The sequence below is a fragment of the endosymbiont of Ridgeia piscesae genome (assembly GCF_001443665.1).
GTDB lineage: Bacteria > Pseudomonadota > Gammaproteobacteria > Chromatiales > Chromatiaceae > Endoriftia > Endoriftia persephonae.
This window is the reverse complement of sequence record NZ_KQ557138.1, coordinates 1-24,267: the sequence shown is the minus strand read 5'-3', so window position 1 is coordinate 24,267 and position 24,267 is coordinate 1. Positions and strand designations below refer to the sequence as shown.

26 protein-coding genes and 1 riboswitch are annotated in these 24,267 nt (G+C 59.5%); of the genes, 10 read left to right on the top strand and 16 right to left on the bottom strand.

Annotated elements, in window-relative coordinates:
- Positions 1-95: 95 nt before the first annotated feature.
- On the top strand, positions 96-917 hold the full coding sequence (gene folE2, locus Ga0074115_RS11690; protein WP_057956218.1) for a GTP cyclohydrolase FolE2: 822 nt from the start codon (positions 96-98) through the stop codon (positions 915-917).
- 85 nt (positions 918-1,002) lie between these two features.
- Here folE2 and Ga0074115_RS11685 read toward each other — a convergent pair whose 3' ends face one another.
- The 6 genes from Ga0074115_RS11685 to ribBA all read right to left on the bottom strand — a co-directional run bounded on the left by Ga0074115_RS11685 (position 1,003) and on the right by ribBA (position 5,266).
- Positions 1,003-1,599 carry a retropepsin-like aspartic protease family protein gene (locus Ga0074115_RS11685; protein ID WP_057956222.1) on the bottom strand — a complete coding sequence of 199 codons (597 nt, stop codon included), beginning with the start codon at positions 1,597-1,599 and terminating at the stop codon, positions 1,003-1,005.
- A 59-nt stretch (positions 1,600-1,658) separates the two neighbouring features.
- Positions 1,659-2,150 (bottom strand): phosphatidylglycerophosphatase A family protein, encoded by a 492-nt coding sequence (locus Ga0074115_RS11680; protein WP_057956217.1) that lies wholly within the window; start codon positions 2,148-2,150, stop codon positions 1,659-1,661.
- Positions 2,143-3,108, bottom strand: a complete 966-nt coding sequence (gene thiL, locus Ga0074115_RS11675) for a thiamine-phosphate kinase (protein ID WP_057956216.1) — start codon at positions 3,106-3,108, stop codon at positions 2,143-2,145. The genes Ga0074115_RS11680 and thiL overlap by 8 nt, the downstream gene beginning before the upstream one ends.
- A gap of 100 nt (positions 3,109-3,208) precedes the next feature.
- Positions 3,209-3,631 carry a transcription antitermination factor NusB gene (nusB, locus tag Ga0074115_RS11670; protein WP_005960683.1) on the bottom strand — a complete coding sequence of 141 codons (423 nt, stop codon included), beginning with the start codon at positions 3,629-3,631 and terminating at the stop codon, positions 3,209-3,211.
- Positions 3,631-4,098, bottom strand: coding sequence for a 6,7-dimethyl-8-ribityllumazine synthase (gene ribH / locus Ga0074115_RS11665; protein WP_057956215.1), 468 nt, complete (start codon positions 4,096-4,098; stop codon positions 3,631-3,633). Before ribH ends, nusB begins: the two co-directional genes overlap by 1 nt.
- 52 nt (positions 4,099-4,150) lie before the next feature.
- Positions 4,151-5,266, bottom strand: coding sequence for a bifunctional 3,4-dihydroxy-2-butanone-4-phosphate synthase/GTP cyclohydrolase II (gene ribBA, locus Ga0074115_RS11660; RefSeq protein ID WP_005960681.1), 1,116 nt, complete (start codon positions 5,264-5,266; stop codon positions 4,151-4,153).
- Between the two features lie 462 nt (positions 5,267-5,728).
- Here ribBA and Ga0074115_RS11655 point away from each other — a divergent pair, with 462 nt between their 5' ends.
- From Ga0074115_RS11655 to Ga0074115_RS11620, 8 genes are all read left to right on the top strand, one after another.
- Positions 5,729-7,297: an XrtA system polysaccharide chain length determinant gene (locus Ga0074115_RS11655; protein ID WP_060528549.1), complete on the top strand. Its 1,569-nt coding sequence runs from the start codon at positions 5,729-5,731 to the stop codon at positions 7,295-7,297.
- 319 nt (positions 7,298-7,616) lie between these two features.
- Positions 7,617-7,839, top strand: a riboswitch (cobalamin riboswitch).
- A 210-nt stretch (positions 7,840-8,049) separates the two neighbouring features.
- A complete protein-coding gene (gene btuB, locus Ga0074115_RS11650; RefSeq protein WP_057956212.1) occupies positions 8,050-9,870 on the top strand; it encodes a TonB-dependent vitamin B12 receptor in 1,821 nt (606 codons plus the stop codon).
- 98 nt (positions 9,871-9,968) lie between these two features.
- A complete protein-coding gene (gene cobO / locus Ga0074115_RS11645; RefSeq protein WP_082626825.1) occupies positions 9,969-10,574 on the top strand; it encodes a cob(I)yrinic acid a,c-diamide adenosyltransferase in 606 nt (201 codons plus the stop codon).
- Positions 10,575-10,690: 116 nt separating this feature from the next.
- Complete coding sequence (locus Ga0074115_RS11640; RefSeq protein ID WP_057956211.1) at positions 10,691-12,220, top strand: cobyric acid synthase; 1,530 nt, start codon at positions 10,691-10,693, stop codon at positions 12,218-12,220.
- Positions 12,217-12,747: a bifunctional adenosylcobinamide kinase/adenosylcobinamide-phosphate guanylyltransferase gene (gene cobU / locus Ga0074115_RS11635; RefSeq protein ID WP_057956210.1), complete on the top strand. Its 531-nt coding sequence runs from the start codon at positions 12,217-12,219 to the stop codon at positions 12,745-12,747. The genes Ga0074115_RS11640 and cobU overlap by 4 nt, the downstream gene beginning before the upstream one ends.
- The gene (cobT, locus tag Ga0074115_RS11630; RefSeq protein WP_057956209.1) at positions 12,744-13,802 is read left to right on the top strand and encodes a nicotinate-nucleotide--dimethylbenzimidazole phosphoribosyltransferase; all 1,059 of its coding nucleotides are present in this window, start codon (positions 12,744-12,746) and stop codon (positions 13,800-13,802) included. Before cobU ends, cobT begins: the two co-directional genes overlap by 4 nt.
- A 9-nt stretch (positions 13,803-13,811) precedes the next feature.
- Positions 13,812-14,411 carry an alpha-ribazole phosphatase gene (gene cobC, locus Ga0074115_RS11625; RefSeq protein ID WP_057956208.1) on the top strand — a complete coding sequence of 200 codons (600 nt, stop codon included), beginning with the start codon at positions 13,812-13,814 and terminating at the stop codon, positions 14,409-14,411.
- A 1-nt stretch (position 14,412) separates the two neighbouring features.
- A complete protein-coding gene (locus Ga0074115_RS11620) occupies positions 14,413-15,156 on the top strand; it encodes an adenosylcobinamide-GDP ribazoletransferase (protein WP_057956207.1) in 744 nt (247 codons plus the stop codon).
- 31 nt (positions 15,157-15,187) lie between these two features.
- On the opposite strand, the gene Ga0074115_RS11615 is transcribed toward Ga0074115_RS11620, so the two are convergent.
- Together Ga0074115_RS11615 and Ga0074115_RS11610 are read right to left on the bottom strand one after the other, a co-directional pair.
- On the bottom strand, positions 15,188-15,934 hold the full coding sequence (locus Ga0074115_RS11615; protein WP_057956206.1) for an Ig-like domain-containing protein: 747 nt from the start codon (positions 15,932-15,934) through the stop codon (positions 15,188-15,190).
- A 162-nt stretch (positions 15,935-16,096) separates the two neighbouring features.
- On the bottom strand, positions 16,097-16,690 hold the full coding sequence (locus tag Ga0074115_RS11610; protein ID WP_057956205.1) for a MarC family protein: 594 nt from the start codon (positions 16,688-16,690) through the stop codon (positions 16,097-16,099).
- A gap of 315 nt (positions 16,691-17,005) precedes the next feature.
- On the opposite strand from Ga0074115_RS11610, the gene Ga0074115_RS11605 reads away from it, so the two are divergent.
- A complete protein-coding gene (locus tag Ga0074115_RS11605) occupies positions 17,006-17,263 on the top strand; it encodes a cytosolic protein (RefSeq protein ID WP_324616994.1) in 258 nt (85 codons plus the stop codon).
- Positions 17,264-17,327: 64 nt separating this feature from the next.
- Here the strand turns inward: Ga0074115_RS11605 and Ga0074115_RS11600 are convergent, their stop codons facing one another.
- From Ga0074115_RS11600 to Ga0074115_RS11570, 8 genes are all read right to left on the bottom strand, one after another.
- On the bottom strand, positions 17,328-17,831 hold the full coding sequence (locus Ga0074115_RS11600) for a ferritin family protein (RefSeq protein WP_057956203.1): 504 nt from the start codon (positions 17,829-17,831) through the stop codon (positions 17,328-17,330).
- A complete protein-coding gene (locus Ga0074115_RS11595) occupies positions 17,824-19,659 on the bottom strand; it encodes an FAD-dependent oxidoreductase (RefSeq protein WP_060528548.1) in 1,836 nt (611 codons plus the stop codon). The genes Ga0074115_RS11600 and Ga0074115_RS11595 overlap by 8 nt, the downstream gene beginning before the upstream one ends.
- Positions 19,659-20,801 carry an NADH-quinone oxidoreductase subunit D gene (locus Ga0074115_RS11590; protein WP_057957220.1) on the bottom strand — a complete coding sequence of 381 codons (1,143 nt, stop codon included), beginning with the start codon at positions 20,799-20,801 and terminating at the stop codon, positions 19,659-19,661. The genes Ga0074115_RS11595 and Ga0074115_RS11590 overlap by 1 nt, the downstream gene beginning before the upstream one ends.
- 2 nt (positions 20,802-20,803) lie before the next feature.
- Complete coding sequence (locus tag Ga0074115_RS11585; RefSeq protein ID WP_057957221.1) at positions 20,804-21,370, bottom strand: NADH-quinone oxidoreductase subunit C; 567 nt, start codon at positions 21,368-21,370, stop codon at positions 20,804-20,806.
- 54 nt (positions 21,371-21,424) lie between these two features.
- Entirely contained in the window at positions 21,425-22,114 is a 690-nt protein-coding gene (locus Ga0074115_RS11580; protein ID WP_057957222.1) for an NADH-quinone oxidoreductase subunit B, read from the bottom strand.
- Between the two features lie 24 nt (positions 22,115-22,138).
- Entirely contained in the window at positions 22,139-22,750 is a 612-nt protein-coding gene (locus Ga0074115_RS11575) for a hypothetical protein (protein WP_057957223.1), read from the bottom strand.
- Positions 22,751-22,865: 115 nt separating this feature from the next.
- Entirely contained in the window at positions 22,866-23,723 is an 858-nt protein-coding gene (locus Ga0074115_RS15870) for a TIGR02452 family protein (RefSeq protein WP_232433068.1), read from the bottom strand.
- Between the two features lie 208 nt (positions 23,724-23,931).
- Positions 23,932-24,153, bottom strand: coding sequence for an NADH-quinone oxidoreductase subunit H (locus tag Ga0074115_RS11570; protein WP_057957224.1), 222 nt, complete (start codon positions 24,151-24,153; stop codon positions 23,932-23,934).
- Positions 24,154-24,267 lie beyond the last annotated feature (114 nt).

Sequence of the window (24,267 nt, the reverse complement as noted above, 5' to 3'; positions counted from 1 at the left end):
TCGGTTGTTGCTGACCGTCCACTGGACGATGATGCAGGCGCATCATCTTTGCCCGATTACAACGCCCACGCCCGTCGCCTGGCAGGATCTTTTACATGGCTGAAAATATTAGCACCGCTTCGTCTCAAATCGCCGACGTTCAGAGCAGCGCCGACACCCGCCAGATCGCCATCAACAAGGTGGGCATCAAGGACATCCGCCATCCGGTGCGTATCAAGGACCGCAGCGAGGGCGAGCAGCACACCATCGCCAACTTCAACATGTATGTTGACCTGCCTCACAATTTTAAGGGCACCCACATGTCGCGCTTCGTGGAGATCCTCAACAGCCACGACTACGAGATCACGGTGGAGTCGTTCAAAGATATGCTGACGGAGATGGCAGAGCGGCTGGAGGCGGAGTCGGGCCACATCGAGATGAACTTCCCCTTCTTCATCAACAAAACTGCGCCAGTCTCCAAGGTGCAGAGTCTGCTCGACTATGATGTCACCCTGATCGGCGAGATCCACAACGGCAAGCCCGAGATCGACATCAAGGTGGTGGTGCCAGTAACCAGCCTCTGCCCCTGTTCGAAGAAGATCTCCGAGCGCGGCGCCCACAACCAGCGCTCCCACGTCACCATCCAGGCGCGCACCGCCGGCTTCATCTGGATCGAGGAGATCATCGAGATAGTCGAGCAGGAGGCCTCCTGCGAGCTGTTTGGCCTGCTCAAGCGTCCCGACGAGAAGCATGTCACCGAGCGCGCCTACGACAACCCGAAGTTTGTCGAGGACATGGTGCGTGACGTGGCGGTACGTATGAACAACGAAACGCGCATCAGCGCCTATGTGGTGGAATCGGAAAACTTCGAGTCGATCCACAATCACAGCGCCTACGCGCTGATTGAGCGGGACAAGCTGAAAGACCCGGTTAGCTGAGGCTGCAGCGCAGGCCATCGAATAGATCGTGCAGGTCGGGATTTATCCCGACCGAGATCACTAGGTCAGGTGGATTGATAAAAGCTCAGAACCTGCTCTCCAGCAGCAGGTAGGCACCCTTATCCTGCATCGTAAGCTGGCTCAGGAAGCTCATCCCCAACAACACCTGGGTGGGACTGTTGCCTTCGATTATAAAGCCGCGCACCCCGCGCAGGGTAATCGCCCCCACCCGCACCTCTCTCAGCGTCACCTCATAGGCGCGCGCCATGCCCGAGGCGGTGCCCACCGCAATCGGCGTCCCCTTGCGCTTGTAGGCGATGCCCAGACGGCGCGCCTCGACCCCACTCATCGCCACCGCCGTGGCACCGGTATCCAGCAGAAACTGCACCGTGCGGCCGTTGATACTGCCCAGGATGGTGAAGGAGCCGGTCTCATCCCGCCAGACCTTGGCACTCTGGCGCTCTGGCTCAGAATAGCTGCTGGAGACATGGCGGCCAAGGCTGTAGGTGTCGCGCTTGCCATCCACCTCGATCAGCGCCTGGCGGCTGTCGGAGGAGATCAGCAACACTCCTTCGGGAGAGGCCTTGCCGGGCTTCAGCATACGCCGCTTGCCATCGATGGAGACCATCACCTTGTTGGCGAAGAGCGCCTCCACCACCAGCCGCTCCACTGCCAGTGCCATTGCGTGCGGCACCAACCACAGCAGACAGCAGAGCAGAGCCCTGTAGGGCACAGAGCACGTCATTGGATCACCCCTGTCAGCTCAATGGCCTGCATCACCACCAGAGCAAACAATCCCGCCAGCAGATCATCAAACATGATGCCGAACCCACCGCTCACCCGCCGGTCGATCCAGCGGATCGGCCAGGGCTTGAGGATATCGAACAGGCGAAACAGCAGAAAACCGAGCACCAGCCACAGCCAACCGGGTGGAGCAAGGCTCATGGTCACCAGATAGCCGACGACCTCATCCCAAACGATGCCACCGTGGTCGTGTACTCCCAGATCTTCAGAGGTTCTGCCGCAAATCGGGATGCCAATCAGAAACAGGCCCAGCAGGATAGTCAGATAGGCGGGCAACGGCTGCGACTGCAGCAGCAGATAGATCGGGATCGCCAGCAGGGTGCCGAAGGTGCCCGGCGCAAATGGCGCCAGCCCGGAACCAAAACCAAAGGCGATCAGGTGGTGTGGGCGACGCAGATCGGGCCGGGCAGGTCTGTTGGCTTCACTCATGGGATGCAAAGTGGTCGTAGCCCTTGGCTGATGGTCTCCAAATAGTAGCATCAGCCTGCTCACAGACCAGCCCCGGCGCGGCGGTGATCTCACCGATCTCGCTGATAGCAAGCCCCAGTTGCTCGCTGAGCGGCCACAGGCGGGAGAGTTCGGCGGGCGGCAGGGTGAAACAGAGTTCGTAGTCGTCGCCGCCGGCGAGCGGCAGGCCCCAGTCAGCCGTGCGACGCACCGCATCGCTGAGGGGCAGGCGCGCCAGTTGCAACCGGGCACCCACACCGCTGGCTTGCAGGATATGCCCCAGATCGGCCAGCAGGCCGTCGGAGATGTCGATGGCCGCGCTCGCCAGGCCACGCAGCGCCTGCCCCAATGCAAGCCGTGGCTGCGGGCGTTGCAGACGGTCGATCAGCTGACTGCGCTCAGGTTCGGAAAGATTGGCCTCTCCCTGTAACAGGCGCAGGCCGAGTGCCGCATCGCCGAGCCTGCCGCTGACACAGATTCGGTCCCCCGGCTGCGCGCCGTCGCGCCGCAGCGCGCTGCCGCGGGGCACAAAACCGTGGACCTGCAGGGTCAGCGTCAGCGGTCCACGGGTGGTGTCGCCACCCACTAGGCTCACCCCAGCACGACTCGCCAGCGCCGCAAAGCCGCAGCTGAACGCCTCCAGCCAGACTTCATTCACCTCGGGCAGGGCCAGCGCCAGGGTCACCCAGGCGGGCTCGGCCCCCATCGCCGCCAGGTCACTTAGGTTGACTGCCAGCGCCTTGTGCCCAAGCGTCTCCGGTTCGACATCCGCCAGAAAGTGGACCCCGGCCACCAGGGTATCGATGCTGACTGCCAGCTCCATCCCCTCAGGCACATCCAACAACGCACAGTCATCACCGATACCGAGCGCCACATCATCACGGAGCGGGGTCAGATCGCTGAAGTAACGTCGTATTAGGTCGAATTCAGAGAGCGCCATGAGAATATAGGGTGAATGGGGCCATCCTGACCCTGCTGACCTTTGTCCTGAAAGCGGGCCGTTGGCGTGGCCCGGCCAACGACCCGGAGACCAGCTGAGCTCAGCCGCGTATCTCCGCAGCACGCACCGACTTCGCCACCCGGTCGAGCACGCCGTTGACAAAGCGGTGGCCCTTCTCGGCACCGAACACCTTGGCCAACTCCACCGCCTCGTTGATCACCACTCGGTAGGGCACCTCCAGGTGGTGTTTCAACTCATAGACGCCGAGCCGCAGCACCGCCCGCTCGACCGGATCGACGCTCTCGATGGCGCGATCCAGCGCCGGCTTGAGCAGCCCATCCAGCTCCTGCAGATTATTCGGCACGCCGTGTAGCAGGTCCTTGAAATAGGGCACCTCAAACTGGCTGAGATCCTGCTCGCCAAGGAACTGCTCGTAGATTGCTGCCAAATCCTGTCCGGCCATCTGCCACTGATAGATCGCCTGCACCGCATGACGGCGCGCCTGACTGCGTTTTTTGCTCATCAGATCTGGCGCAGCAGATTGACCATCTCGATGGCCGAGAGAGTCGCCTCCGCGCCCTTGTTACCCGCCTTGGTGCCGGCCCGCTCGATCGCCTGCTCAATGGTGTCGACAGTCAGCACGCCGAAGGCGATCGGCACGCCGTGCTTCAGGCTCACCTGGGACATACCCTTAACGCACTCCCCTGCCACATAGTCGAAGTGCGGGGTGCCGCCGCGGATCACCGCGCCGAGAGCGATGATCGCGTCATATTCACCCTTCTGCGCCAGCTTCTCCAGCAGCACCGGCATCTCGAAGGCGCCTGGCAGGCGAACCAGGGTGATCTCCTCCTCCTTGGCGCCGTGGCGCTTGAGGGTATCGATCGCGCCGTCCACCAGGCTTTCGACCACAAAACTGTTAAACCGCGCCGCCACCACACAGAAGCGCGCGCTCTCCACCACCAGTGAACCTTCGATTGTATTGATAGCCATCTATTCTGGATCCTGATCAGTTAAATCTATCTGGGAAGTCGGATGGCAAGGGCTATTCGCACTCGACATACTCCACCACTTCCATATCGAAACCGGAGAGACCGTGAATACTCTTTGGCGCACTCAGCACCCGCATCCTGCGCACTCCCAGATCCGACAAGATCTGCGCACCGACGCCGTAGGTGCGTAGCTCTTTGCTGTTGTCGCTCTTCACGTAGCCCGTTTCCGCGCCGCCCTGCACCTGACGATCCATCATGCGCTGCACGATCTCACGCGGTGTATCGTGATTGCGCAGCACCACGATCACCCCTTCGCCCGCCTCGCTGACCTGCTTCATGGCGTTGGCCAGGGGCCAACCACAGTCGCCCCCCTCGGCGGAGAAGAGATCACACAGGCTGTTCTGCATGTGCACCCGCACCAGCACCGGTCGATCCGGCGTGGGCTGCCCCTTGATCAACGCCAGGTGGATCTCATTGTCGACCACATCCTGGTAGGCGGCGAGGCGGAACTCGCCATGCTCAGTGGGCAGGTGGCACTCGCTGACCCGCTCCACGGTATGCTCGTTGCGCACCCGGTAGTGGATCAGATCAGCGATGGTGCCGATCTTCAAGCCATGCTCGGTGGCGAACCGCTCCAGATCGGGACGGCGCGCCATGGTACCGTCCTCATTGAGGATCTCGACGATCACCGAAGCGGGCGAGAAGCCGGCCAGCCGTGCCAGATCACATCCTGCCTCAGTGTGACCGGCACGCACCAGCACACCGCCGGGTTGGGCCATCAGCGGAAAGATATGGCCCGGCTGGACCAGATCGCGCGGCTCAGCACCAGGAGCCACCGCCGCCAGCACCGTGGTGGCCCGATCGGCCGCCGAGATGCCGGTGGTCACGCCCTCCGCCGCCTCGATCGAGAGCGTGAAGTTGGTGGCCGAGAGCTCATCGTCGGTCGGCACCATCAGCGGCAGGCGCAGCTGACTGCAGCGCTCTTTGGTGAGGGTCAGGCAGATCAGGCCGCGTCCGTAGCGGGCCATGAAGTTGATCGCCTCGGGGGTGACGCTCTCCGCGGCCATTACCAGGTCGCCTTCGTTCTCCCTGTCCTCGTCATCCATGATGATGACCATCTTGCCCAGGCGCAGATCTTCGATAATTTCTTCTGTGGTATTGAGAGGCATTGATCTTTTATCGTGTCGTTCAAAGCGAACCGGCGATTCTATCAGAGCAGCCCCACCTAAGGAACGCCTGTATCCCTCATCGAAATGCCATTCTGACTGGAGCGACCGGCACCACTGAAACCGCCGGAGAGACGCAGGAAATGGTATCAGCCAGGGTTCAGCAGTATGATTGCCCGCACAACGGATCCTGGGCCATTGGGGAGAGAGACCTGATCAGCACTTCAGCGCATTCTAGCGACAACTTGCCCGGTTTTTGCTATAGACTCCTGCCTGGACATGAAAATACCGTGGATCTGCTCTGGAGGGCCCCTCAGCCAAGATAAAGGCAGCGGCCTCTAGCTCAGAGTCAGGGATCAACACTAACCCCCGCGCGCGCAAGAGCATGGTTCGGGTTGGTATTATTCAGAATCAACACCAGGCGCCGGAAACAGCGCGATAATTTATTTTTCAGACAGTTAAGCGATGAAAGACGCGATATTTGAGATAAGCAATCAAATCCGATCGGCCTGGAGATACCGCTGGTACGCCATGGTGGTTGCCTGGACCGTTGCCGTGGGTGGCTGGTCCTGGGTATTTGCAATGAACGACCAGTACGAATCGAGCGCCAAGGTCTTTGTCGATACCGAAAACCTGCTACGCCCCCTACTGAAGGGCATCGCGGTGCAGACCGACCTGAATCAGCGTCTCAACCTGATGACCCGCACCCTGCTGAGCCGCAAGAATCTGGAAAAAGTGCTGCGCGAGAGCGACCTGGACCACTCGGTAAAAAACCTGGAAGAGCGCGAGCTTCTGATCAAGCAGCTGCAGGAGAAGATCGCCATCGGCCATGAGCGCCGCCAGGACTTCTACACCATCGCCTACACCTATAAAGACCCCTATGTGGCCAAAAAAGTGGTGGAGACCCTGCTCAACATCTTTGTTGAATCCGCCCTCGGCGACACCCGTATCGAGTCGGATAGCGCACAGCGCTTCCTGGAAAAACAGATCCAAGAGTATGAAAAGCGCCTGGTGGAAGCAGAGAGCCGGCTTACCGAATTCAAGCGCCGCAATCTAGACACCCTGCCCTCACAGAGCGGCGACGCTTTCAACCGTCTGCAGCGCACCCAGGCACAGCTTGAGGATCTGCAACTCGAGCTGAAAGAGGCCAGCATCAAACGTAACGAATTGAAACGGCAGTATCAGGCCGCTGAAAAAGACGCCGAGGCCAAGCAGGCGGCAGGCGGGGTGATACTCGGCTCCCCCAATGCGCAACGCATCCAGCGAATGGAGTCCAGGCTCGATGAACTGCTGCTGAAATATACGGAAGCGCATCCCAGCGTGCGCGAACTGCGGGACACCATCAAGCAGCTGAAAGTGGCCGAGGATGTGGTCATCTCGTCAGGCGATGGGACCAGCACGTTGGCGGCAGATACCGCGGTGGAGCAGCTGAAACTGGCCTATCGCCAGGCCGAAGTGGAGCTGACATCGACCCGCGTACGTGTCAAAGAGTACGAAAAGCGCATCAAGGCGCTGAAAGAGAAACTCTCTTTCCTGCCCAAAGTTGAGGCTGAACTGAAAAGGCTCGACCGCGACTACCACATCAACAAGAAAAACTACGAGGAGCTGGTGCAGCGTCTGGAGTCTGCTCGCATGTCGGTACAGGCCGATGTTGCCGGCGACAGCGTCAAATTCCGTATCGTGGAGCCCCCCAAGGTACCGCTGGTTCCGGTCGGCCCCAAACGTATCCCCTTCAGCATAGGCATCCTGGTGCTAGCCCTTGGGCTAGGCGGTGGTCTGGCCTTCATCATGGGTCAGCTGCGCCCGGTTTACTACGATGTGGTGGGTCTGCGCCGTGGCACCGAGGTACCAGTACTGGGCCAGGTCACTCGAGTCTGGACACGAAAACTGGCGGTCAAGCGCAAGCTCGAAGTAAGCGGCTTCTTCACCGCCACCACGATGCTATTTCTGCTCTTCGTATCGTTGCTGGTGATCTATCAGATGGGTTACCGTGATGAACTTGTCGGCCTGATCAAAGGGGTGGTCTCAGCTTGATCGCCCCCACCCTGGTGCAGAGTCGCGCCAGGGTGGGCCTCAGCTCAATCTGAACCGCGCCATACCAACACTGCCCCGGCTCCTACCAAATCACCTGACAACTCTCTCTCGCCACACCACCCGCCCCCTTCTGTCATTCACAGCAAACGGCCTCTCTCTTCCCAAAACGCTCCAAGTTAAAGCCGAACAGGGCCAGACTGTCGAGACCATTACGCCCGCTCAACTCCATGTAGGGCACAACGGCAAGCTTGGGAGAGGCTGAATACAACATTTGCAGTATTGCTTTGTTTCTTGACGCGTCATCTATGTTGCTATATTTTCCTGCGGCTCTGCTTCAGGTGTCCCAAGGGTATCCACCCAAGGGGTGAAACGGGAAGCCGGTACGTACTGGTGAAAATCAGAACAATTCCGGCGCTGCCCCCGCAACGGTAGGCGAGTTGCGGCGGATCACACAGCCACTGCGTTTCGACGTGGGAAGGCGATCCGCCAGGTCTGCAAGACCACTCGCAAGCCCGGAGACCGGCCTGGAGCCCAAGGAACCTCTAAACGGACCATGGACCGCAAGGCTGCCGTCCAGATTCATTCAGAGGCTCCCCAAGGTTGGCATTGCGGAGGGCGATGCGGCGACTAACGAGCCATTATAGCTGCGCGCGTTTCGCGCCGTGCCTCTGCTCGCGTCGGATTCTCCTCCTCCGCTTATGTCTGTGCATCACCGTTTCGCGCGCGGGTGAGCGCGCCGGAGGAAATTAAGAATGAAGAGACACTATCTGTCTGCAGCGACACTGCTGCTGAGCTCCCACTCTGCTTTTACCGTCGAGCTCGATCCCGTCATCGTCACCGCAAGCCGCACCGCGCAGACGGTAGACGAAAGCCTCGCCTCGGTAACCGTCATCACGCGCCATGATATCGAGCGCCAGCAGGCGCAATCCATCCAGGACCTGTTGCGCGGCGTACCGGGCGTCAGCATCAGCAACAACGGCGGCCCCGGCAAAGCCACCTCGATACACCTCCGCGGCACCGAATCCGACCACGTGCTGGTGCTCATCGACGGTGTCAAAATGGGTTCTGCGACCCTCGGCACCACCGCCTTTGAGCAGATTCCCATCGCGCAGATCGAACGCATCGAGATCGTACGCGGTCCACGCTCCAGCCTCTACGGCTCCGAGGCCATCGGCGGTGTGATCCAGATCTTCACCCGCAAAGGCGGCGGCGCGCTCACGCCCTTTTTCAGCATCGGCGGCGGCAGCTACAGCACCTATACCGCCTCGGCAGGGATTTCAGGGGGCGGCGAACGCGGTTGGTTCAACCTCAACGCAAGTGGCATCGACACCGAGGGCTTCAACGCCTGTACTGGCAAACCGTTCCCGGACGGTGCCGGGTGTTTTACCACCGAGCCCGACAAGGACGGTCACCAGAACCTGTCCAGTTCCCTGCGCGCGGGCTACCGGTTTGAAAACGACATTGAGGTTGATGCCCACGCGCTGCGTGCCAGCAGCAACACCGAATTCGATGGGGACTTTGTCAATGAATCAGAATCTATCCAGCAGGTCATCGGCGGGACGATCCGTTTCTCGCCGATAGAGATCTGGCAGCTCACCCTGGCAGCGGGCCGCAGCCGGGATGAGTCCGACAACTTCAAGGACGGCACCTTTGTGACCCGCTTCGATACCGAGCGCGATACTGCCTCCTTGCAGAACGATCTCTACATCGCGGATGATCATCTGCTCACCCTGGGTATCGACTACCAGAGCGACAAGGTCGATAGCAACACCGCCTATGTGGTCAGCTCCCGCGACAACAAGGGGCTGTTCACCCAGTACCAGGGCACATTTTCCGCCCACGACCTGCAACTCTCCCTGCGCCGTGACGACAACGAGCAGTTTGGCCAGCGCACGACTGGCGGGGCAGCCTGGGGTTACGCATTGGCTAACAGCCTGCGGCTCACCGCCTCTTACGGCACTGCTTTTAAGGCGCCGACCTTCAACGAGCTCTACTTTCCCGGCTTCGGTAATGCCGACCTGCGGCCCGAAGAGTCGCGCAGTTTCGAGCTTGGCCTGAGTGGCTCGGTCAGCTGGGGGCACTGGTCGCTCAACGCCTATGAAACCCGCATCGACGATCTGATCGCCTTCGACCCAACCACCTTCGTCCCCGCCAACATCGACCAGGCACGCATCCGCGGCCTTGAAGCGGTCGTCAGCACCCAGATCGGGGGCTGGAGCCTCGACACCAATCTCACCCTGCTCGAACCCAAGAACCGCTCAAGCGGCACCAACAACGGCAAGCTGCTGCCGCGGCGTGCCAAACAATCCCTGCGCTTCGATGCAGATCGCCAGTTTGGCAACTACGCGCTCGGCGCAACGCTGCTGGCAGAAGGCAAACGCTATGATGACCTGGCCAACAGCCGTAAACTCGGCGGCTATGCCACAGTCGATCTGCGCACCGAATACAACCTCGCCCGAGAGTGGCGGCTACAGGCGCGCCTCGAGAACCTGCTCGACAAAGAGTACGAGACCGCTGCTTTCTACAAACAGCCTGGGCGCAGCCTCTACCTGACCTTGCGTTACCAACCCTGATCCATCGCAGAGGAGAAAACCGTGCGTAGCCCCTCCACACGCCATCAGCGACTGCCCTGTCCCGTCCTGACCGCCCTGATGACTGCGGGAGCGAAGCCGTGAGCAGCGACCAGCCGAAGCAGCGCCACCGCGGTCGCATGCAGCGCAAGAAGGAGGCGGTGGATACCGCCATCGCCCGCGCGGACCGGGACCAGGGCCTGTTGCTAGTGCTTACCGGTAACGGCAAGGGCAAGTCCAGTTCGGCCTTCGGCATGCTGGCCCGCGCCCTGGGGCATGGCATGAAAGTCGGCGTGGCGCAGTTCATCAAGAGTCACTCGGACACCGGCGAAGAGGCCTTCTTCCAGCGCCAGCCCGGCGTGGTCTGGCATCTGCTCGGTGAAGGCTTCACCTGGGAGACGCAGAACCTCACCCGCGATATCGAGACCGCGCAACGCGGCTGGACCGTGGTACGGGAGATGTTGCACGATCCATCTCTGGGCCTGGTCGTACTCGATGAGCTCACCTATCCCCTCAAGTATGGCTGGCTGGAGATCGATACCGTGCTGGCCGACCTCAAAGCCCGCCCACCGATGCAGCACGTGGTCATTACCGGCCGCGGCGCGCCTCAGGCGCTGTGTGACGCGGCCGACACCGTGACCGAACTGCGCGACATCAAACACGCCTTCCGTGCCGGCGTGCGGGCGCAAAAGGGGATCGATTTGTGAGTTCGCTCCCGCCATCCATGGCTCCCACAAAATTAGTGCCTCCCTGCGCTTCACTGCCAGGCAAACCGAAGCGCAGTGGCCAGGCTGGCAGTGATTGATCTCGCCGAGGCCAGCAGATGAGCGCCCGCACGCTGATGATCCAGGGCACCACCTCCGATGCCGGCAAGAGCCTGCTGGTAACGGCCCTGTGCCGCTGGCTGCTCCGGCAGGGTGTGCGCGTCGCACCCTTCAAGCCGCAGAACATGGCACTGAACAGTGCCGTGACAGCAGATGGTGGCGAGATCGGCCGCGCCCAGGCAGCGCAGGCACTGGCCTGCGGCCTGCAACCACACACCGACATGAATCCGGTGCTGCTCAAGCCCAATACCGATGTCGGGGCCCAGGTCATCATTCATGGCCATGCGGTCGACACCATGGATGCACGCGCCTACCACGACTACAAACGCACCGCCCGTGCCGCGGTGCTCGAATCGCACAACCGCCTCAGCGATGCCTTTGACACAATCATCGTCGAAGGCGCCGGCTCACCGGCGGAGATCAATCTGCACGCAAACGACATCGCCAACATGGGCTTTGCCGAGGCGGTGGACTGTCCGGTGATTCTGGTCGCCGATATCGACCGCGGCGGCGTGTTCGCCCATCTGGTCGGCACCCTCGCCCTGTTGAGTGAAAGCGAACAGGCGCGAGTCAAGGGCTTTGTCATCCACCGCTTTCGTGGCGACATTCGGTTGCTGCAATCCGGACTGGAGTGGCTCGAACAACACACCGGCAAACCAGTGATCGGGGTGCTTCCCTGGTTGCATGACCTGCACCTGGAGGCAGAGGATGCGCTGCCGCGTGAACCCAGCCCAGCCTCGCAATCAGAAACACCGTGCATCCGCATCATCGTCCCTACCCTGCCACGCATCAGCAACCATACCGATTTCGATCCACTACGCCTGCATCCGCAGGTGGATCTGCAATTTGTCGCGCCAAACGCAGCCATACCCGCCGCCGATCTGATCATCCTGCCGGGCTCCAAGAGCGTGCGCCAGGATCTCGCCTGGTTGCGCGAGCAAGGCTGGGAAGCGGCAATCCAACGGCATCTGCGTTACGGCGGCAGACTGATCGGTATCTGCGGCGGCTTTCAGATGTTGGGCAGAGCGATACACGACCCAGCAGGTCTCGAAGGTGATCCAGGCAGCAGCGACGGCTTGGGCTTACTCAATCTGGAGACAACACTGGAGCCGGAAAAGCAACTACGCAATGTGCGCGGCAGACTCACCATCAACGACGCGCAGGGATGCACAAGTGTCACGGGAGGCAGGATGCCGGGAGCGACTGAGGCAGAGATAAGCGGCTACGAGATCCATGCCGGCGTCACCCGAGGCCCGGCCCTTGACCGACCGGCGCTGCAGCTCAGCCAGGGCCCGGATGGGGCGATCAGCGACGATGGGCTGATCCTCGGCAGCTACCTGCACGGCCTGTTCGAGTCGCCCTCCGCCTGTACCGCGCTGCTCGGCTGGGCCGGACTGAGCGATGCACAACCAGAGGATTACCTGGCACTGCGTGAGGCCGCCATTGAGCGGCTGGCCGATGCGGTGGAACAACACTTGGATACTGCCCGGCTGCTGTCACTGCTTGGACTGAAGGCGGTATCGACATGATGAACGCCAAGACCCTGATCCTCGGTGGTGTCCGCTCCGGCAAGAGCCGGCTGGCCGAACGCCTCGCGCGCGATAGTCAACAGCCGGTCAGCTACATCGCAACCGCAACGGCGCAGGACGAGGAGATGCGCGCACGCATTGCCGCACATCGCCGTCACCGGCCAGCGCATTGGCAGCTGATCGAGGAACCGATCCAACTCGCCGCTGTGCTGAACACTCACGCGCTTGCTGGACACTGCCTGCTGGTTGACTGCCTGACACTCTGGCTCACCAACCTGCTGATGGCAGAGGACTCAAGCCTGTTCGAGCGTGAGCGTGCGGCTCTGCTGGCGGTGCTGCCGACGCTGCAGGGCCAGATCATTCTGGTCAGCAATGAAACCAATATGGGTGTGATGCCGCTGGGTGAACTCAGCCGCCGCTACTGCGATGAAGCCGGCCGGCTGCATCAGGAACTCGCACAGGCCTGCGACCAGGTGATCCTAACGGTCGCTGGCCTGCCTCACATATTAAAGGGAGGTCAACTTTGAACACGACCACTGAATGGTTGCAGGTACCAGCCGCCACCCCAGACGAGACAGCCCGGCAGGCGGCCGAGGCACGTCAGGCAGTTCTCACCAAGCCCCCTGGCGCCCTGGGGCTACTTGAGCAGACCGCGATCCGCCTGGCAGCGCTGCAAGGCAGCAAGCGACCCGGCGTGGAGCAGCTCTATATCGCCGTGTTTGCCGCCGATCACGGCGTAGTGGCTGAAGGTGTCTCCGCCTTTCCCCAGGCAGTCACCACCGAGATGGTAAAAAACTTCGCCCGCGGTGGCGCTGCGATCAGCGTGTTGGCCCGCGAACTCGGCGCAGAGCTGGAGGTGATCAATCTGGGTACGGTCAACGACCCCGGCCCCCTGGAAGGCGTGTTGAACCTGCCGCTTGCTCCCGGCACCGCCAACCTCTGTCGGGAGCCGGCCATGGACGAGCAGCAGCTTGCACGCGCCATGCATGGGGGGCGACAGGCGGCCGAACGCGCCAAGCTCGCTGGCGCCCAGCTCTTCATCGGCGGCGAGATGGGCATCGGCAACACCACCGCCGCGGCGGCGCTGGCCTGCGCCCTGCTCAATGCCCCACCTGAACGACTCGCAGGCCCAGGCACCGGCCTGAATGCGCAGGGAGTGGCGCACAAGAGCGAGGTGATCCACCAGGCGCTGGAGCGGCACAGCCAGCACCTTGGTACACCATTGGAGGCGTTGCGTCGGCTCGGTGGCTTCGAGATCGCAGCCCTGACCGGCAGCTATATGGCGTGCGCACAGATGGGCCTGCCGGTGCTGGTGGATGGCTTCATCAGCTCGGTGGCGACACTCACAGCTGCACGGCTCTGCCCTGGTGCCGAAGACTGGTTTCTTTTCTCCCACGCCTCAGCAGAACCAGGCCATCGAACCGTGCTCGATGCACTCGATGCTCGCCCCTTGCTGGATCTCGGCATGCGTCTGGGCGAGGGCAGCGGCGCAGCCGTCGCAGTGCCGCTGATCCGACTCGCCTGCACGCTGCACAACGAGATGGCCACATTCGCCGAGGCAGCGGTCTCGGAAAAACTCTGATCTGGCGTCATGGAAGGCATCATCCAGATCGATCTCCTGCGCCATGGCGAAACAGAAGGCGGTCCCCGGTTTCGCGGCAGCACGGACGATCCGCTGACCGATATCGGTTGGGATCAGATGAGGAGTGCCACCAACGGAGAGCCTCACTGGGATCGAGTGATCAGCTCACCGCTCAAACGCTGCGCCGGTTTCGCCAGAGAGTTTGCACAACAACATTCGCTGCCTCTCACCATCAAGCAGCGCCTGAGCGAGATTCACTTCGGCGCCTGGGAAGGCCGCAGTGCGGCCGAACTGATGGAGGAAGAGCCGAATGCGCTGGTACGCTTCTGGGCCGATCCGGAGCAACACACACCGCCCGATGGCGAGCCGCTGGCGCAGTTTCAAGCGCGTGTGCTCACCGCATGGAACAGCATCATCCATGCTCACACAGGAGAGCGTGTGCTGGTCGTCACCCACGGTGGGGTGATCCGCGTGCTGCTCTGTCAGGTACAACAACGTCCGGTTGGCAGACTGTTGGAGATCGAGGTCAAACATGGAGCCTTATACTCCCTACGCGCCTCAATTGATGCGCAGGAAACCCCATCCACCACACTGATCGAACAGCTCTGACATGTTCCCGCCCCGCCCTTTCCTGGTCGCTCTGCAGTTTCTCACCGTACTGCCTGTACGGCTCAAGAAACCGCCGGATAACAAGACGATGGGGCGTTCGCTGCTCTACTATCCGCTGGTTGGACTGGTCATCGGCGCGCTGCTTGCCGTCCTTGTCCTGGGGCTTAATGAAACGCCCACATTCGTAGCCGCAGCCTTGGCACTCACGCTCTGGGTATTGTTGACAGGGGCACTCCACCTGGATGGATTGGCCGACAGCGCCGATGCCTGGATCGGCGGCTTGGGTGATCGCAAACGGACGCTTGCGATCATGAAAGATCCCTATTGCGGCCCGGCGGCGGTGGTCACCCTGGTGCTGGTTCTGCTGATCAAATTCACAGCACTGCAACACCTCATCACCAGCGAAAACTGGCAAGCCCTGCTACTGGCTCCCGTGCTTGGGCGCACAGCACTGGTGCTGCTATTCCTCACTACGCCTTATGTCCGGTCAAACGGCCTTGGAAGCTTGCTCTCAGGCCATTTGCCCCGCCGTGTGAGCCTAGTCGTGACTCTTTCCACTCTGGCTGCGGTTCCCATCTTTATTGGCATCGCAGGGTTTTGGCTGCTGTTTACCATGGCGGGCATATTCTTTCTGCTACACACTCTCATGCTGAGGCGAATCGGCGGTACCACCGGCGACACCGCCGGGGCGTTGGTTGAGATTACCGAAACAATGATGCTGCTTACTGCAGCCCTGATGGCATGACTATTTTCTCCCGAAAGCAGGCTGTTCACGGCTAAAGAACGATAATCGCCTCTTTGGAGTAGCCCGACTCCTGGCCATCCTTGTCCACCACTGTCACCACAAAGAAGTGGCTGCCCAAATCCGCCAGCTCGATCTCGAACACGGTCTCTAGGTTTGGAACCCAGTGGCGATCCGGATAGTCGCCGGAGTTGAGCCCGTGGTAGACATAGTAACCTGTGACGTCGTCGCTCTTCTCAATCGACCAGGAGAGTCGCACCGGGTAGCTGCACTCACCCGCCTGTGCGTCACAGGAGACACGGATATCGACCAGCGCCGATGCGATCTCGCCGTTCTCGTCCTCGATCTGATAGACGAAGGAATCGCTCCCTTCAAAGCCCGCATGCGGGCTGTAGATCACCGAGCCATTGGCCTCGACGACCAGCTCCCCGGCATTCGGCCAGCTGATAATGTCGAGCCTGACAATCTCAGCATCGGGGGAGTTGTCGTTTTCCAGCACCGGAATCACCACATTGGCGTTCTTCGTCGTTGAAACAAAGTCGGGGTTGGCCTCAGGCGCACTTTTCTCCACCACCGGGGTGCTAATCTCAACAGGATTGGACGTCACCGTGCTGACACCGGACTCTCCAACAAAGCTGTTGTCCACAGCCTGAGTATCGATAACGCTGCTGTTAGAAGTGGATACGCTCTGCAGGGTTACACTATCGGTCCCACAGCCCGTCAGTGCGGTGGCGGCCAGCAGGCTGAGTGCAAAAAACGTGTTGTACGAGTAGCTTGACATGGTTTCCTGTTGCTCCGGTTGGTCACTGCCAGGAAGCTTACTCTGCTGCAGGAATAAGTATCGTGACCGATCAGTCGGAACCCGGGGAACCCGGTTCACACTTCATCCACCTTTGCGCTTAAACTGTGATTTCAGACACTTACCAGCCGCTGATAAACATCATCAAGTGCAACAGGAAAGATAGTCACTGACCCCGTCGAGCAGAAACTGCACAGCCAAGGCGATCAGGATCATGCCCATGAGTCGCGCAATCGCCTCCAGCCCCCGACGGGAGAACACTCGATAGAGGAAGGTCGAGGCCAGCAAAATAGCAGAAGTCGCCAACCAGGCGAGTAGTGCCGCAATTAACAGTGTGCCACGGGCGTCAGGTTCCGTGGCGGTAAATACCAGCAATACCGCCAGCAGAGAAGGACCGGCGATAAGCGGCACTGCCAGAGGCACCAGCAGCGGTTCATCCTCGAACTCATCATCCGCTGCCGCCTCCTTCTCAGGAAACACCAACCGCAAGGCGATCAGAAACAGAATGGCGCCACTGGCGATGGTTACCGCCGCCCGGCTCAAACCAAACAGGCTCATCACTGTCCCGCCAAAAAAGACAAACAGCAGGATCACCACTAGGGCCAGCAGCAGCTCCCGCGCCAGCACCACCCGGCGCCGCTCTTCCGTCACCCGCTCCAGGATCGACAGAAACACCGGGATATTGCCGAACGGGTCCATGATCAGAAACAGGGTAATCGCTATCGATAGAATCTCCATCGCCCCGGCACACCTCACCTACTATTTGGCTCAGCAAGTCGCCAAGCATACGCTGAACGCTTTCTCTATATAGTGGTTCAATATCAGCTGGATGACAGCCAGCCGTAGGACGCTCTGGAGAGACACAACCAGCTGGTGGATTGACTAAAATTCCAATAGGGGGTTGTTCGCAACCAGCCGTTGCCGATTCACGCATTGCCATGCTGATGGATTGAGCTTCTAGCTGCATCGGGCAACTGAGGAGCGGTGCCGTTGCCTATCAAGAGGAGGCCGACCATGAAAGCTGCCATGTTATTCACCGGAAGTGGACCTATTGTGATTCTCACCTCGTACGCCTCACTGGAGGACCCAGCATTGCTGAAGCGACTGGATGGCAAGGGGATCAGCAAATTCCTCGCCTTTGATGTACCGATCGAGATGGCGGAGGCCCGCTACGGCGGTCACTTCCAGAACGTACTGCACAACCTGCACGAGAGCGATGACCTGAGGGTTCTGGACTACAACGGCCAACGTGCAATGCAGTTGTTTGGTTTCAAGGAGTTGGGAGAGCCCGTCTACCACGAGGCCGCATAACGCGAGAAACTTCTAGGGCCCAGATCAGTTGGGCCCGTTCTCCTGCTGGCCCGCCATAAACGGGCTAGACGCCGCCGCTGTGCACGACTTCGTAATAGAGCTTTTCCAGCTCATTCTTGTGCTGGGTCTCTTCGTTGGCGAGAAACGCAAACAGCTCTTTGATTGGGCCGGAGTCGCTACTGTCAGCCAATGAGCGGTATTGCTCCATGGCGGCATGTTCACGACCGAGCGCATACTGGAGTACCGACTGGTCGTCCGGTTTCGCCCCCAGATCGGGGAGCTGGATGGCGTCCGAAAACCTGTGATCACTGGCCGGCAACTTCATCTTTATCTTAAGCTGCTGCTCGATATCGGGTCGGGTGCGCAGCTCACAGAAGAGATCGTAGTGGCGCTGCTCCTCCTTCGCCAACTCCTCAACCAGCCAGCGAATCTGCTTGCTCACCTTGGGGATCAGGTCACGATAGAAGTCCCGTGCTGTTCGTTCAAACTCGATGGCGACAGCCAGGATCTCATCCAGGCTCTTCTGTGACTTCAGTCTGTCGTGACCGGATGCATTGCCCTCACTCATGATCCGCCCTCTCCTTCAAATTCAGCCAGCCGTCGATGCTGGCCGCAATCCGGAGTCCATCCGCCACCGCGTGCACCACGTCCGGTCCGTTGACACAGTCGCCAGCGGCCCAGAACCCATCCACTGAGGTACGACCGTTTTCATCCACCTGGATGCGCCCCCGGTTCCACGCCAACTGTTCGGTCAGCGCATCACCCAACAGACTGACATCCGCCATCTGGCCGATCGCCTCGACCACCATCTCACCGGGGTGGAGCTGTTCGTCAGACTCGTCATAACTGGGGGCGAAGCGCCCCTGCTCATCGAAGATGGAGCGCACCCGCCAGCTTTTCAGCCCCTTCAGTTTGTCCTCCTCCACCACAAACTCCTGGGGGCCGCGGGCGTCGAGAATCTCGACCCCCTCCTCATGGCACTCCTTGATCTCCACCGGATCGGCCAGGAAGTGGGCCTGATCCTCCAGCGCGGTGACCGTCACCTGCACCTCGCCAAACTGCTGCTTCTGCAGCCGAGCCAAAGAGCGGGCAATATCCATCGCCACGTTGCCGCCACCAATAACCACCGCCTGTCGCGGCAGCTCGAACGGCTGCTCGTCGGTGATGGCACGCAACAGCTCCACCGCTTTCTTCACCTGGGCATGGTCGCTGCCTGGAATACGGGTGGAACGCCCCAGGTGCAGGCCAATAGCCAGTGCCACAGCGTCGTAACCTCGCTGCAGCTGCGGCATACTGATATCGACCCCGACCTGGGTGTTGCACTCGATCTTCACCCCCAGGGAGGTGATGACGTCGATGTCCCGATCCAGCATATCGTAGGGAAGCCGGTACTCCGGGATACCGTAGCGGGTCATACCGCCCGGCTTCTCCCGCGCCTCGAACACGGTGACCTCGTGCCCCTTGCATGCCAGGTCATAGGCGGCGGTGAGCCCGGCGGGGCCGGCGCCGATGATAGCGATACGGTGACCGGTCAGGTAGTCGGCCTTGCCCTCGGCAGCGATCGCCTTGACGCGCGCATGGCCCACCGCATCCATGGCGTAGCGTTTGAGCCAGCGGATCGCCACCGGGTCACCGCGGCGACCGATGGAGCAGGCGCTCTCACAACGGCGGGTGCAGACCCGGCCGCAGACGTGGGAGAAGGGGTTGGAGCGGTAGATCCAGCGTACTGCGCCTTCCAGATCCTCCTGCCAGATGGCGCGGATGTACTCCGGCGCATCCATATGGGTCGGACAAGCATCGTGGCACATCCCACACTGCACGCAGCGGGAGGCCTCCAGCACCGCCTGCTGCAGGGTGAAACCGGCAACGATCTCGTCAAAGTTGTCGATGCGTTGCTCAGGCTCCAGCTCCGCCATCGGCTGGCGTTCCAGGTCCAGCAGGTCGGAGTCAGCGGTTTTGGTCCAACCCTGGCCATGAAACTCGCCGTGGATACCGGTCTCGTTGGGCAGTATGAAGTAGCTGTCGATCTGCGCCTGGGTGCAGGTATGCACATACTCCCGGGAGAGAGTGATCGCCCCGGTGGGACAGATATCGACACAGAGCGCGCACCAGCAGCAGCGGCCATAGTCGATAGCCGGGCGCAGGTTGCGGATGCCCTGCACCGGATCCTCCCGCAGATGCGGCACCTTGACCATGGTGATGGCGGCGTTGTCACACACTTTCTGGCAGGAGCTGCAGCCGATGCATTTATTGTGATCGTTGAGGTGGAAGCCGCGATAGTTCTCCGCTGCTGGCCGCGGCTCGAGCGACTCTGTCACCGGCTTGCGGGCGAAGAACTGCAGACTCTTCAGCGGATTAAGGATGCTGCCCTTATCCTTATAGTCGATGTCGGACATCAGCGGTCGACCTCCGGCGGACAGGCGTCCAGCGAGAACATGGTCTGTGCCACGTCCTCGATACGCGAGCCCACAGCGAGTTTTTCCAGCACCTGCACCGCATGCATGGATGATGGCCCACGCACATGCACCCGGTGGGGTTTAGGGCCGCCATTGGAGACCACGAAGTAGCAGAGCTCACCCTTGGAGGATTCGACCCGACTGTAGGTCTCCCCCGCCGGCACGTTCCACGCCAGGGGATTGGGAATAGGCGCACGGAGCGGCCCTTTGATATCGGGCAGCGCCGCGATCACCTGGCGCAGGATGCGGATGCTCTGCTGCAGCTCGGCGCGGCGCACCAGGGTACGGGCCCAGGCATCCCCTGCATCTTGCGTGGGGATCTCGAAGTCGATCTGATCGTAGATCAGGTAGGGGTCATCTCTACGCACATCGAAGGCCAGGCCGGTGGCGCGCAGGTTGGGTCCGGTGACACCCCACTCCAGGGCCTGCTCTTGGCTCATTACTCCAACCCCCTTAGCGCGCTGCACAAACACCTGGTTGGTGAAGAAGAGGTTGTCGTAGTCGGGCAGGCGCGACTCGATGTAATCGAGGGTATCGGCGAGCCGTTTGAGAAACCCCTCCGGCAGTTCCCTGCGCACCCCACCGGGGATGTTGTAGATGCTGTAGACTCGGCCGCCGGTGAACTCCTCAAACAGGTCGAGCAGCAGGTCACGGTCCGCCACCCCCCAATACATGGTGCTGTACATGCCGGTGGTGGCCGCATGGCCGCCGAAGGTAAAGAGATGCGCGGCGATGCGCGACAGCTCCAACTGCATCACGCGGATCCACTGAGCCCGCTCCGGCACCTCCAGGCCGCACAGATCCTCCACCGCCATCGAGTAGCAGACTTCCATGGGAGAGGGATCGGGCACACAGATACGCGGCACCAGGGCGATATTTTGAATCCACAAGCGCTGCTCCATCAGCTTCTCGAAGCCTCGGTGCAGATAGCCGCCGTCGGCCTTAGCCTCGATCACCTTGTCACCATGCAGTTTCACCTTGAGAGCGTAGTTGCCCTCAATGCCTGGGTGGTTGGGCCCGAAGTTGAGTTCGTACTCGTTGCTCGGCGGCTGGCTAATCGCCTGGTAGTTCTCCGGTCGCATGGCTAGTCCCCCACCTTGCCTTTCTGGCTGAAGCGCTGCTCCTCCGGCGGCACCTCGATACCCCCACCCTGCTCCACCAGATCCAGCAGCCAGTCAGGCTGATAGTTCTGCCAGTTGAGGTGTTGGTTGACATAGGCCTCGCTATCGAACTCCTTGCGCATGGGAGGTGGCCCCTCCCACTCGGTGAGAATGAACCTTTCCATGTTGGGGCTACCCTCGAACCAAAGACCGTACATCTCGTGGATGTCACGCTCAAAGAAGGCGGCGGGCTGGTAGATGTCGTAGACCGAAAGGTAGACGCCAGGATCGCGGGCGATGCGCACATGGGCGGAAACCAGCGACTGACTCTCGTAGGACCAGACATGGTAGACCAGCTCAAACTCTCCCTCATCGATCCAGTCGACACAGCTGATGGCGGAGAGGTGCAGATAACCGGCCTTGCCCTGCAGCAGTTCCAGCAGCGCCGGCAGTGCATCGGCCGGTAGATCCACCCGTACCCGGCGCGATCGCTTGCGCCGCACCTCTATGCCTTCAATCTCTTTCAGTACCTTGTCGAGCTGCTGTTCCATCAATCCAACTTCTCAGTTATGAATTGTGAGTTGTGCAAATACCACCATTGCAAACTATTTAAGCCGCATCTCCAGCGCCTCCAGCGGCTTCTGATGCTGTTGCAATAGCGCCGTGTGCCGTCCCAGGGTCTGATCGCCGATCAGGCCATAGTGCTCCGCTTCGGCGATCACATCGGTGGGGGTCTGCCAGTTGTCACCGAACAGGTGCTGCTGGTTCCCCAGGTACCAGTCGTATCGGCGGTAGTAGTCCTGCCAGCGGTTGGCCTCTCCATGCCTGATCTGTTCCATCAACTGCCGCAGGCCGGTGATCACCGCCTCGGGCCGCGGCATACAACCGGCGATGTAGAGATCCACCGGCATGTACTCATCCAGCTTTTTGGCGGTAGCGTAGCTCTGCCAGTACATGCCGCCGTTGACGGTGCAGGAGCAGATGCCGATGACATACTTAGGCGAGCCCATCTGCTCGTAGGTGAGGATCACCCGCTTCAGGGTCTTGATCGAAACGTAACCCGTTATCAGCAGGATATCGGCCTGACGCGGCGAGACCATCGGTTGAAGACCCAGGCGCTCCATGTCGAAGCGGGAGGTCATCGCCGGCGGCAACTCAATCGCCCCGCAGCCGGTGCAGTAGTGGAGGATGAACAGCGAGCGAGAGCGGCAAAATCGCACCAGTTCATCAAAGACCCGGGCCAGGGGGTTACTGCGCTTCCCGGTCACGACCGGTATCTGTTTGATCGTACTCATATGAATCTATGCTTCACAAAATAACTACCAAAAACTTTCCTTTGGAATGCCTAAATCTTGCATTTCTTTTAATGTAAGTTTCTTCTCATCTAAATAATAGTGCCGAATCGGCCCATCCTGCTCTTTATTTTCAAGCAGATAATACGGATTCCTTTTTCGATTGACTTGCCAAAAACAAAGTGGATCAAACTCAAACACAAACCTTGTATCAAACAATAAACAAGGCCAATCGTCTTCACTATCTATACGCCAAATAACTTCTTGACGAAAAGCAAAGTTACCCTTCTCTTTGACCACCTTAACCACAAATGGATCAATATCCCTAATCTTTTCATCAGGCCGATAGGAGTCGGCTTCTACCAAATCATAAAATTTTATACTTACAGTATCGGCATCCATCTCATAGATAGAATATTTCCCATTAACCTCTGTATTAATAGACTGCCCTGCCCCATCAATCAGTTCGACGGTCCCATCCTCAACCAGCCTAATAAGGTGCAGATAATCATAATAGTTTGGATTTGCGGACAAAGTAACTCTCAATTCAGAACATGGACCAAAAAGATCCGACATCTCATCCCCGTGCTGAGCATATAGCTTCAATACATATTCAGGCAGAAAAAAAGACAACCTCATTTATACATTCCTATGGTTATGGCGAAACATGGCTGACGACTTATGGCTCATTCGCAGATTGAGCTCAAGAGCGCGAATGAAACCGAAAAATATCTGACTAAGGCAGGGGTTCCTCCTACGGCACAGGAACGTGATCATTGCCACTTGCCGCAAATACATCGCGGAAAGGTCCAAGAAACTCTCTTTTCAACGACCAGTCTGTAATGGCAAATACAATATCGGAGAACGCTCCGTTAAAATCATTTTCCAAAGCCTGTCGGAAGTCCCTAGCAGTGCGATGAGGATCATTCCCAAAAGCACCGCAGCCCCACGCACCCAGCACTAATGCAGAATACCCATACGCCCGCGCAACAGAAAGAATACGATGAATCCGTTTTTGCAAGAGGTCTCCCGCTTTCGGTTGACCAATATGGCGTGCCATAGGGGCTGCGCATGTAATAAAGCTCAGTAACCAAGGCTGCTTCAGCGCCTTTCCGTTATCCATTCGGAAAACAGGGACATCAGGTGAATAGATTACCCAATCCGTAGAATCCGGCAATCGACGTTTGCGGTGTTCTGTATACATCCGGTCACCAACTATTGTTCGATATAGTGCGGAGGATCGGCAAAGTACCTCCTCTTGGGCTCTGGCACCACTACGGAACCCCCCGCCAGGATAGATACCGTTGGCGAAATTCAGTGCAAGAGGTCGCAAGCCTCTTTCAACGAAGCGTCGCGCCGCTCCGAGCGTGGTCTCATTGGTGACTTGAACCCGAGTCTCATAGCAAGTGCTGCACTCACTACTTGGCAGTACATGATTCGGAGCTATGCTCATCTTGGCAGCACAAGCAACTTGTACAGCGTTGCGCCAACCAACCCTTTGACCCCTTTCGTCAACATAGATACCTTTATGGGCCGCCTCCACCGCAGATCGACCGAATGCAGCAGCAACATCCCTGGAGATGTTTAACTCTTGTCGCCTGGATGCGGCCATCTGATAAGAATCAAGACAAGGCAGTATGTGCAATTTTCCCATGCTTTTACCCTAATACTAACTTACAGCGACTTCCCCAGTATCCGATATAAGCATGAGGCTAAGTTGGCTTCAAAATAATTGAATGCTCACTCGCCACACGGTTTAATCAAATGACCTGCGAGCAAACGCACACATCAACTCAACACTCAAAACCCCTTCCCTCCTGTCACATCACAAACGCCAGACCGAACAGCCCCAATATCACCGGCCACTTCCACACCAATCTGATCATATCTTCGGTGCGGTAACGCGGAAACAGAAAGGCGATGGTCATGGGAATGGCGACGACCAGGAAACTCTTCAACAACAGATCGGGCCAGTTGTAGCCACCGCCAAGGAATAGCACCACGTAGAGCACAGCACTGGTGTAGAGCTGAAAACACTGCATCACAAACAGCCCACCCAGGTATTAATCGTTCCGAAAGTATTGGCAGTGTATACTGCTTTCCATGGCTACGATAAAAGAACAGCGTGATCAGAAAAGGAAAGATGTAGTGGAGGC

What these genes read in the sequence shown, in the direction of transcription:
- folE2 (WP_057956218.1), top strand. Translation starts at nt 96, where the DNA reads ATGGCTGAAAATATTAGCACCGCTTCGTCTCAAATCGCCGACGTTCAG.
- Ga0074115_RS11600 (WP_057956203.1), bottom strand. Translation starts at nt 17,831, where the DNA reads ATGAGTGAGGGCAATGCATCCGGTCACGACAGACTGAAGTCACAGAAG.
- Ga0074115_RS11580 (WP_057957222.1), bottom strand. Translation starts at nt 22,114, where the DNA reads ATGAGTACGATCAAACAGATACCGGTCGTGACCGGGAAGCGCAGTAAC.
- Ga0074115_RS11610 (WP_057956205.1), bottom strand. Translation starts at nt 16,690, where the DNA reads ATGGAGATTCTATCGATAGCGATTACCCTGTTTCTGATCATGGACCCG.
- thiL (WP_057956216.1), bottom strand. Translation starts at nt 3,108, where the DNA reads ATGGCGCTCTCTGAATTCGACCTAATACGACGTTACTTCAGCGATCTG.
- Ga0074115_RS11680 (WP_057956217.1), bottom strand. Translation starts at nt 2,150, where the DNA reads ATGAGTGAAGCCAACAGACCTGCCCGGCCCGATCTGCGTCGCCCACAC.
- ribBA (WP_005960681.1), bottom strand. Translation starts at nt 5,266, where the DNA reads ATGCCTCTCAATACCACAGAAGAAATTATCGAAGATCTGCGCCTGGGC.
- Ga0074115_RS11570 (WP_057957224.1), bottom strand. Translation starts at nt 24,153, where the DNA reads ATGCAGTGTTTTCAGCTCTACACCAGTGCTGTGCTCTACGTGGTGCTA.
- Ga0074115_RS11575 (WP_057957223.1), bottom strand. Translation starts at nt 22,750, where the DNA reads ATGAGGTTGTCTTTTTTTCTGCCTGAATATGTATTGAAGCTATATGCT.
- btuB (WP_057956212.1), top strand. Translation starts at nt 8,050, where the DNA reads ATGAAGAGACACTATCTGTCTGCAGCGACACTGCTGCTGAGCTCCCAC.
- Ga0074115_RS15870 (WP_232433068.1), bottom strand. Translation starts at nt 23,723, where the DNA reads ATGGCCGCATCCAGGCGACAAGAGTTAAACATCTCCAGGGATGTTGCT.
- ribH (WP_057956215.1), bottom strand. Translation starts at nt 4,098, where the DNA reads ATGGCTATCAATACAATCGAAGGTTCACTGGTGGTGGAGAGCGCGCGC.
- cobC (WP_057956208.1), top strand. Translation starts at nt 13,812, where the DNA reads ATGGAAGGCATCATCCAGATCGATCTCCTGCGCCATGGCGAAACAGAA.
- cobU (WP_057956210.1), top strand. Translation starts at nt 12,217, where the DNA reads ATGATGAACGCCAAGACCCTGATCCTCGGTGGTGTCCGCTCCGGCAAG.
- Ga0074115_RS11640 (WP_057956211.1), top strand. Translation starts at nt 10,691, where the DNA reads ATGAGCGCCCGCACGCTGATGATCCAGGGCACCACCTCCGATGCCGGC.
- Ga0074115_RS11620 (WP_057956207.1), top strand. Translation starts at nt 14,413, where the DNA reads ATGTTCCCGCCCCGCCCTTTCCTGGTCGCTCTGCAGTTTCTCACCGTA.
- Ga0074115_RS11585 (WP_057957221.1), bottom strand. Translation starts at nt 21,370, where the DNA reads ATGGAACAGCAGCTCGACAAGGTACTGAAAGAGATTGAAGGCATAGAG.
- nusB (WP_005960683.1), bottom strand. Translation starts at nt 3,631, where the DNA reads ATGAGCAAAAAACGCAGTCAGGCGCGCCGTCATGCGGTGCAGGCGATC.
- Ga0074115_RS11685 (WP_057956222.1), bottom strand. Translation starts at nt 1,599, where the DNA reads ATGGCACTGGCAGTGGAGCGGCTGGTGGTGGAGGCGCTCTTCGCCAAC.
- Ga0074115_RS11590 (WP_057957220.1), bottom strand. Translation starts at nt 20,801, where the DNA reads ATGCGACCGGAGAACTACCAGGCGATTAGCCAGCCGCCGAGCAACGAG.
- Ga0074115_RS11655 (WP_060528549.1), top strand. Translation starts at nt 5,729, where the DNA reads ATGAAAGACGCGATATTTGAGATAAGCAATCAAATCCGATCGGCCTGG.
- Ga0074115_RS11615 (WP_057956206.1), bottom strand. Translation starts at nt 15,934, where the DNA reads ATGTCAAGCTACTCGTACAACACGTTTTTTGCACTCAGCCTGCTGGCC.
- Ga0074115_RS11595 (WP_060528548.1), bottom strand. Translation starts at nt 19,659, where the DNA reads ATGTCCGACATCGACTATAAGGATAAGGGCAGCATCCTTAATCCGCTG.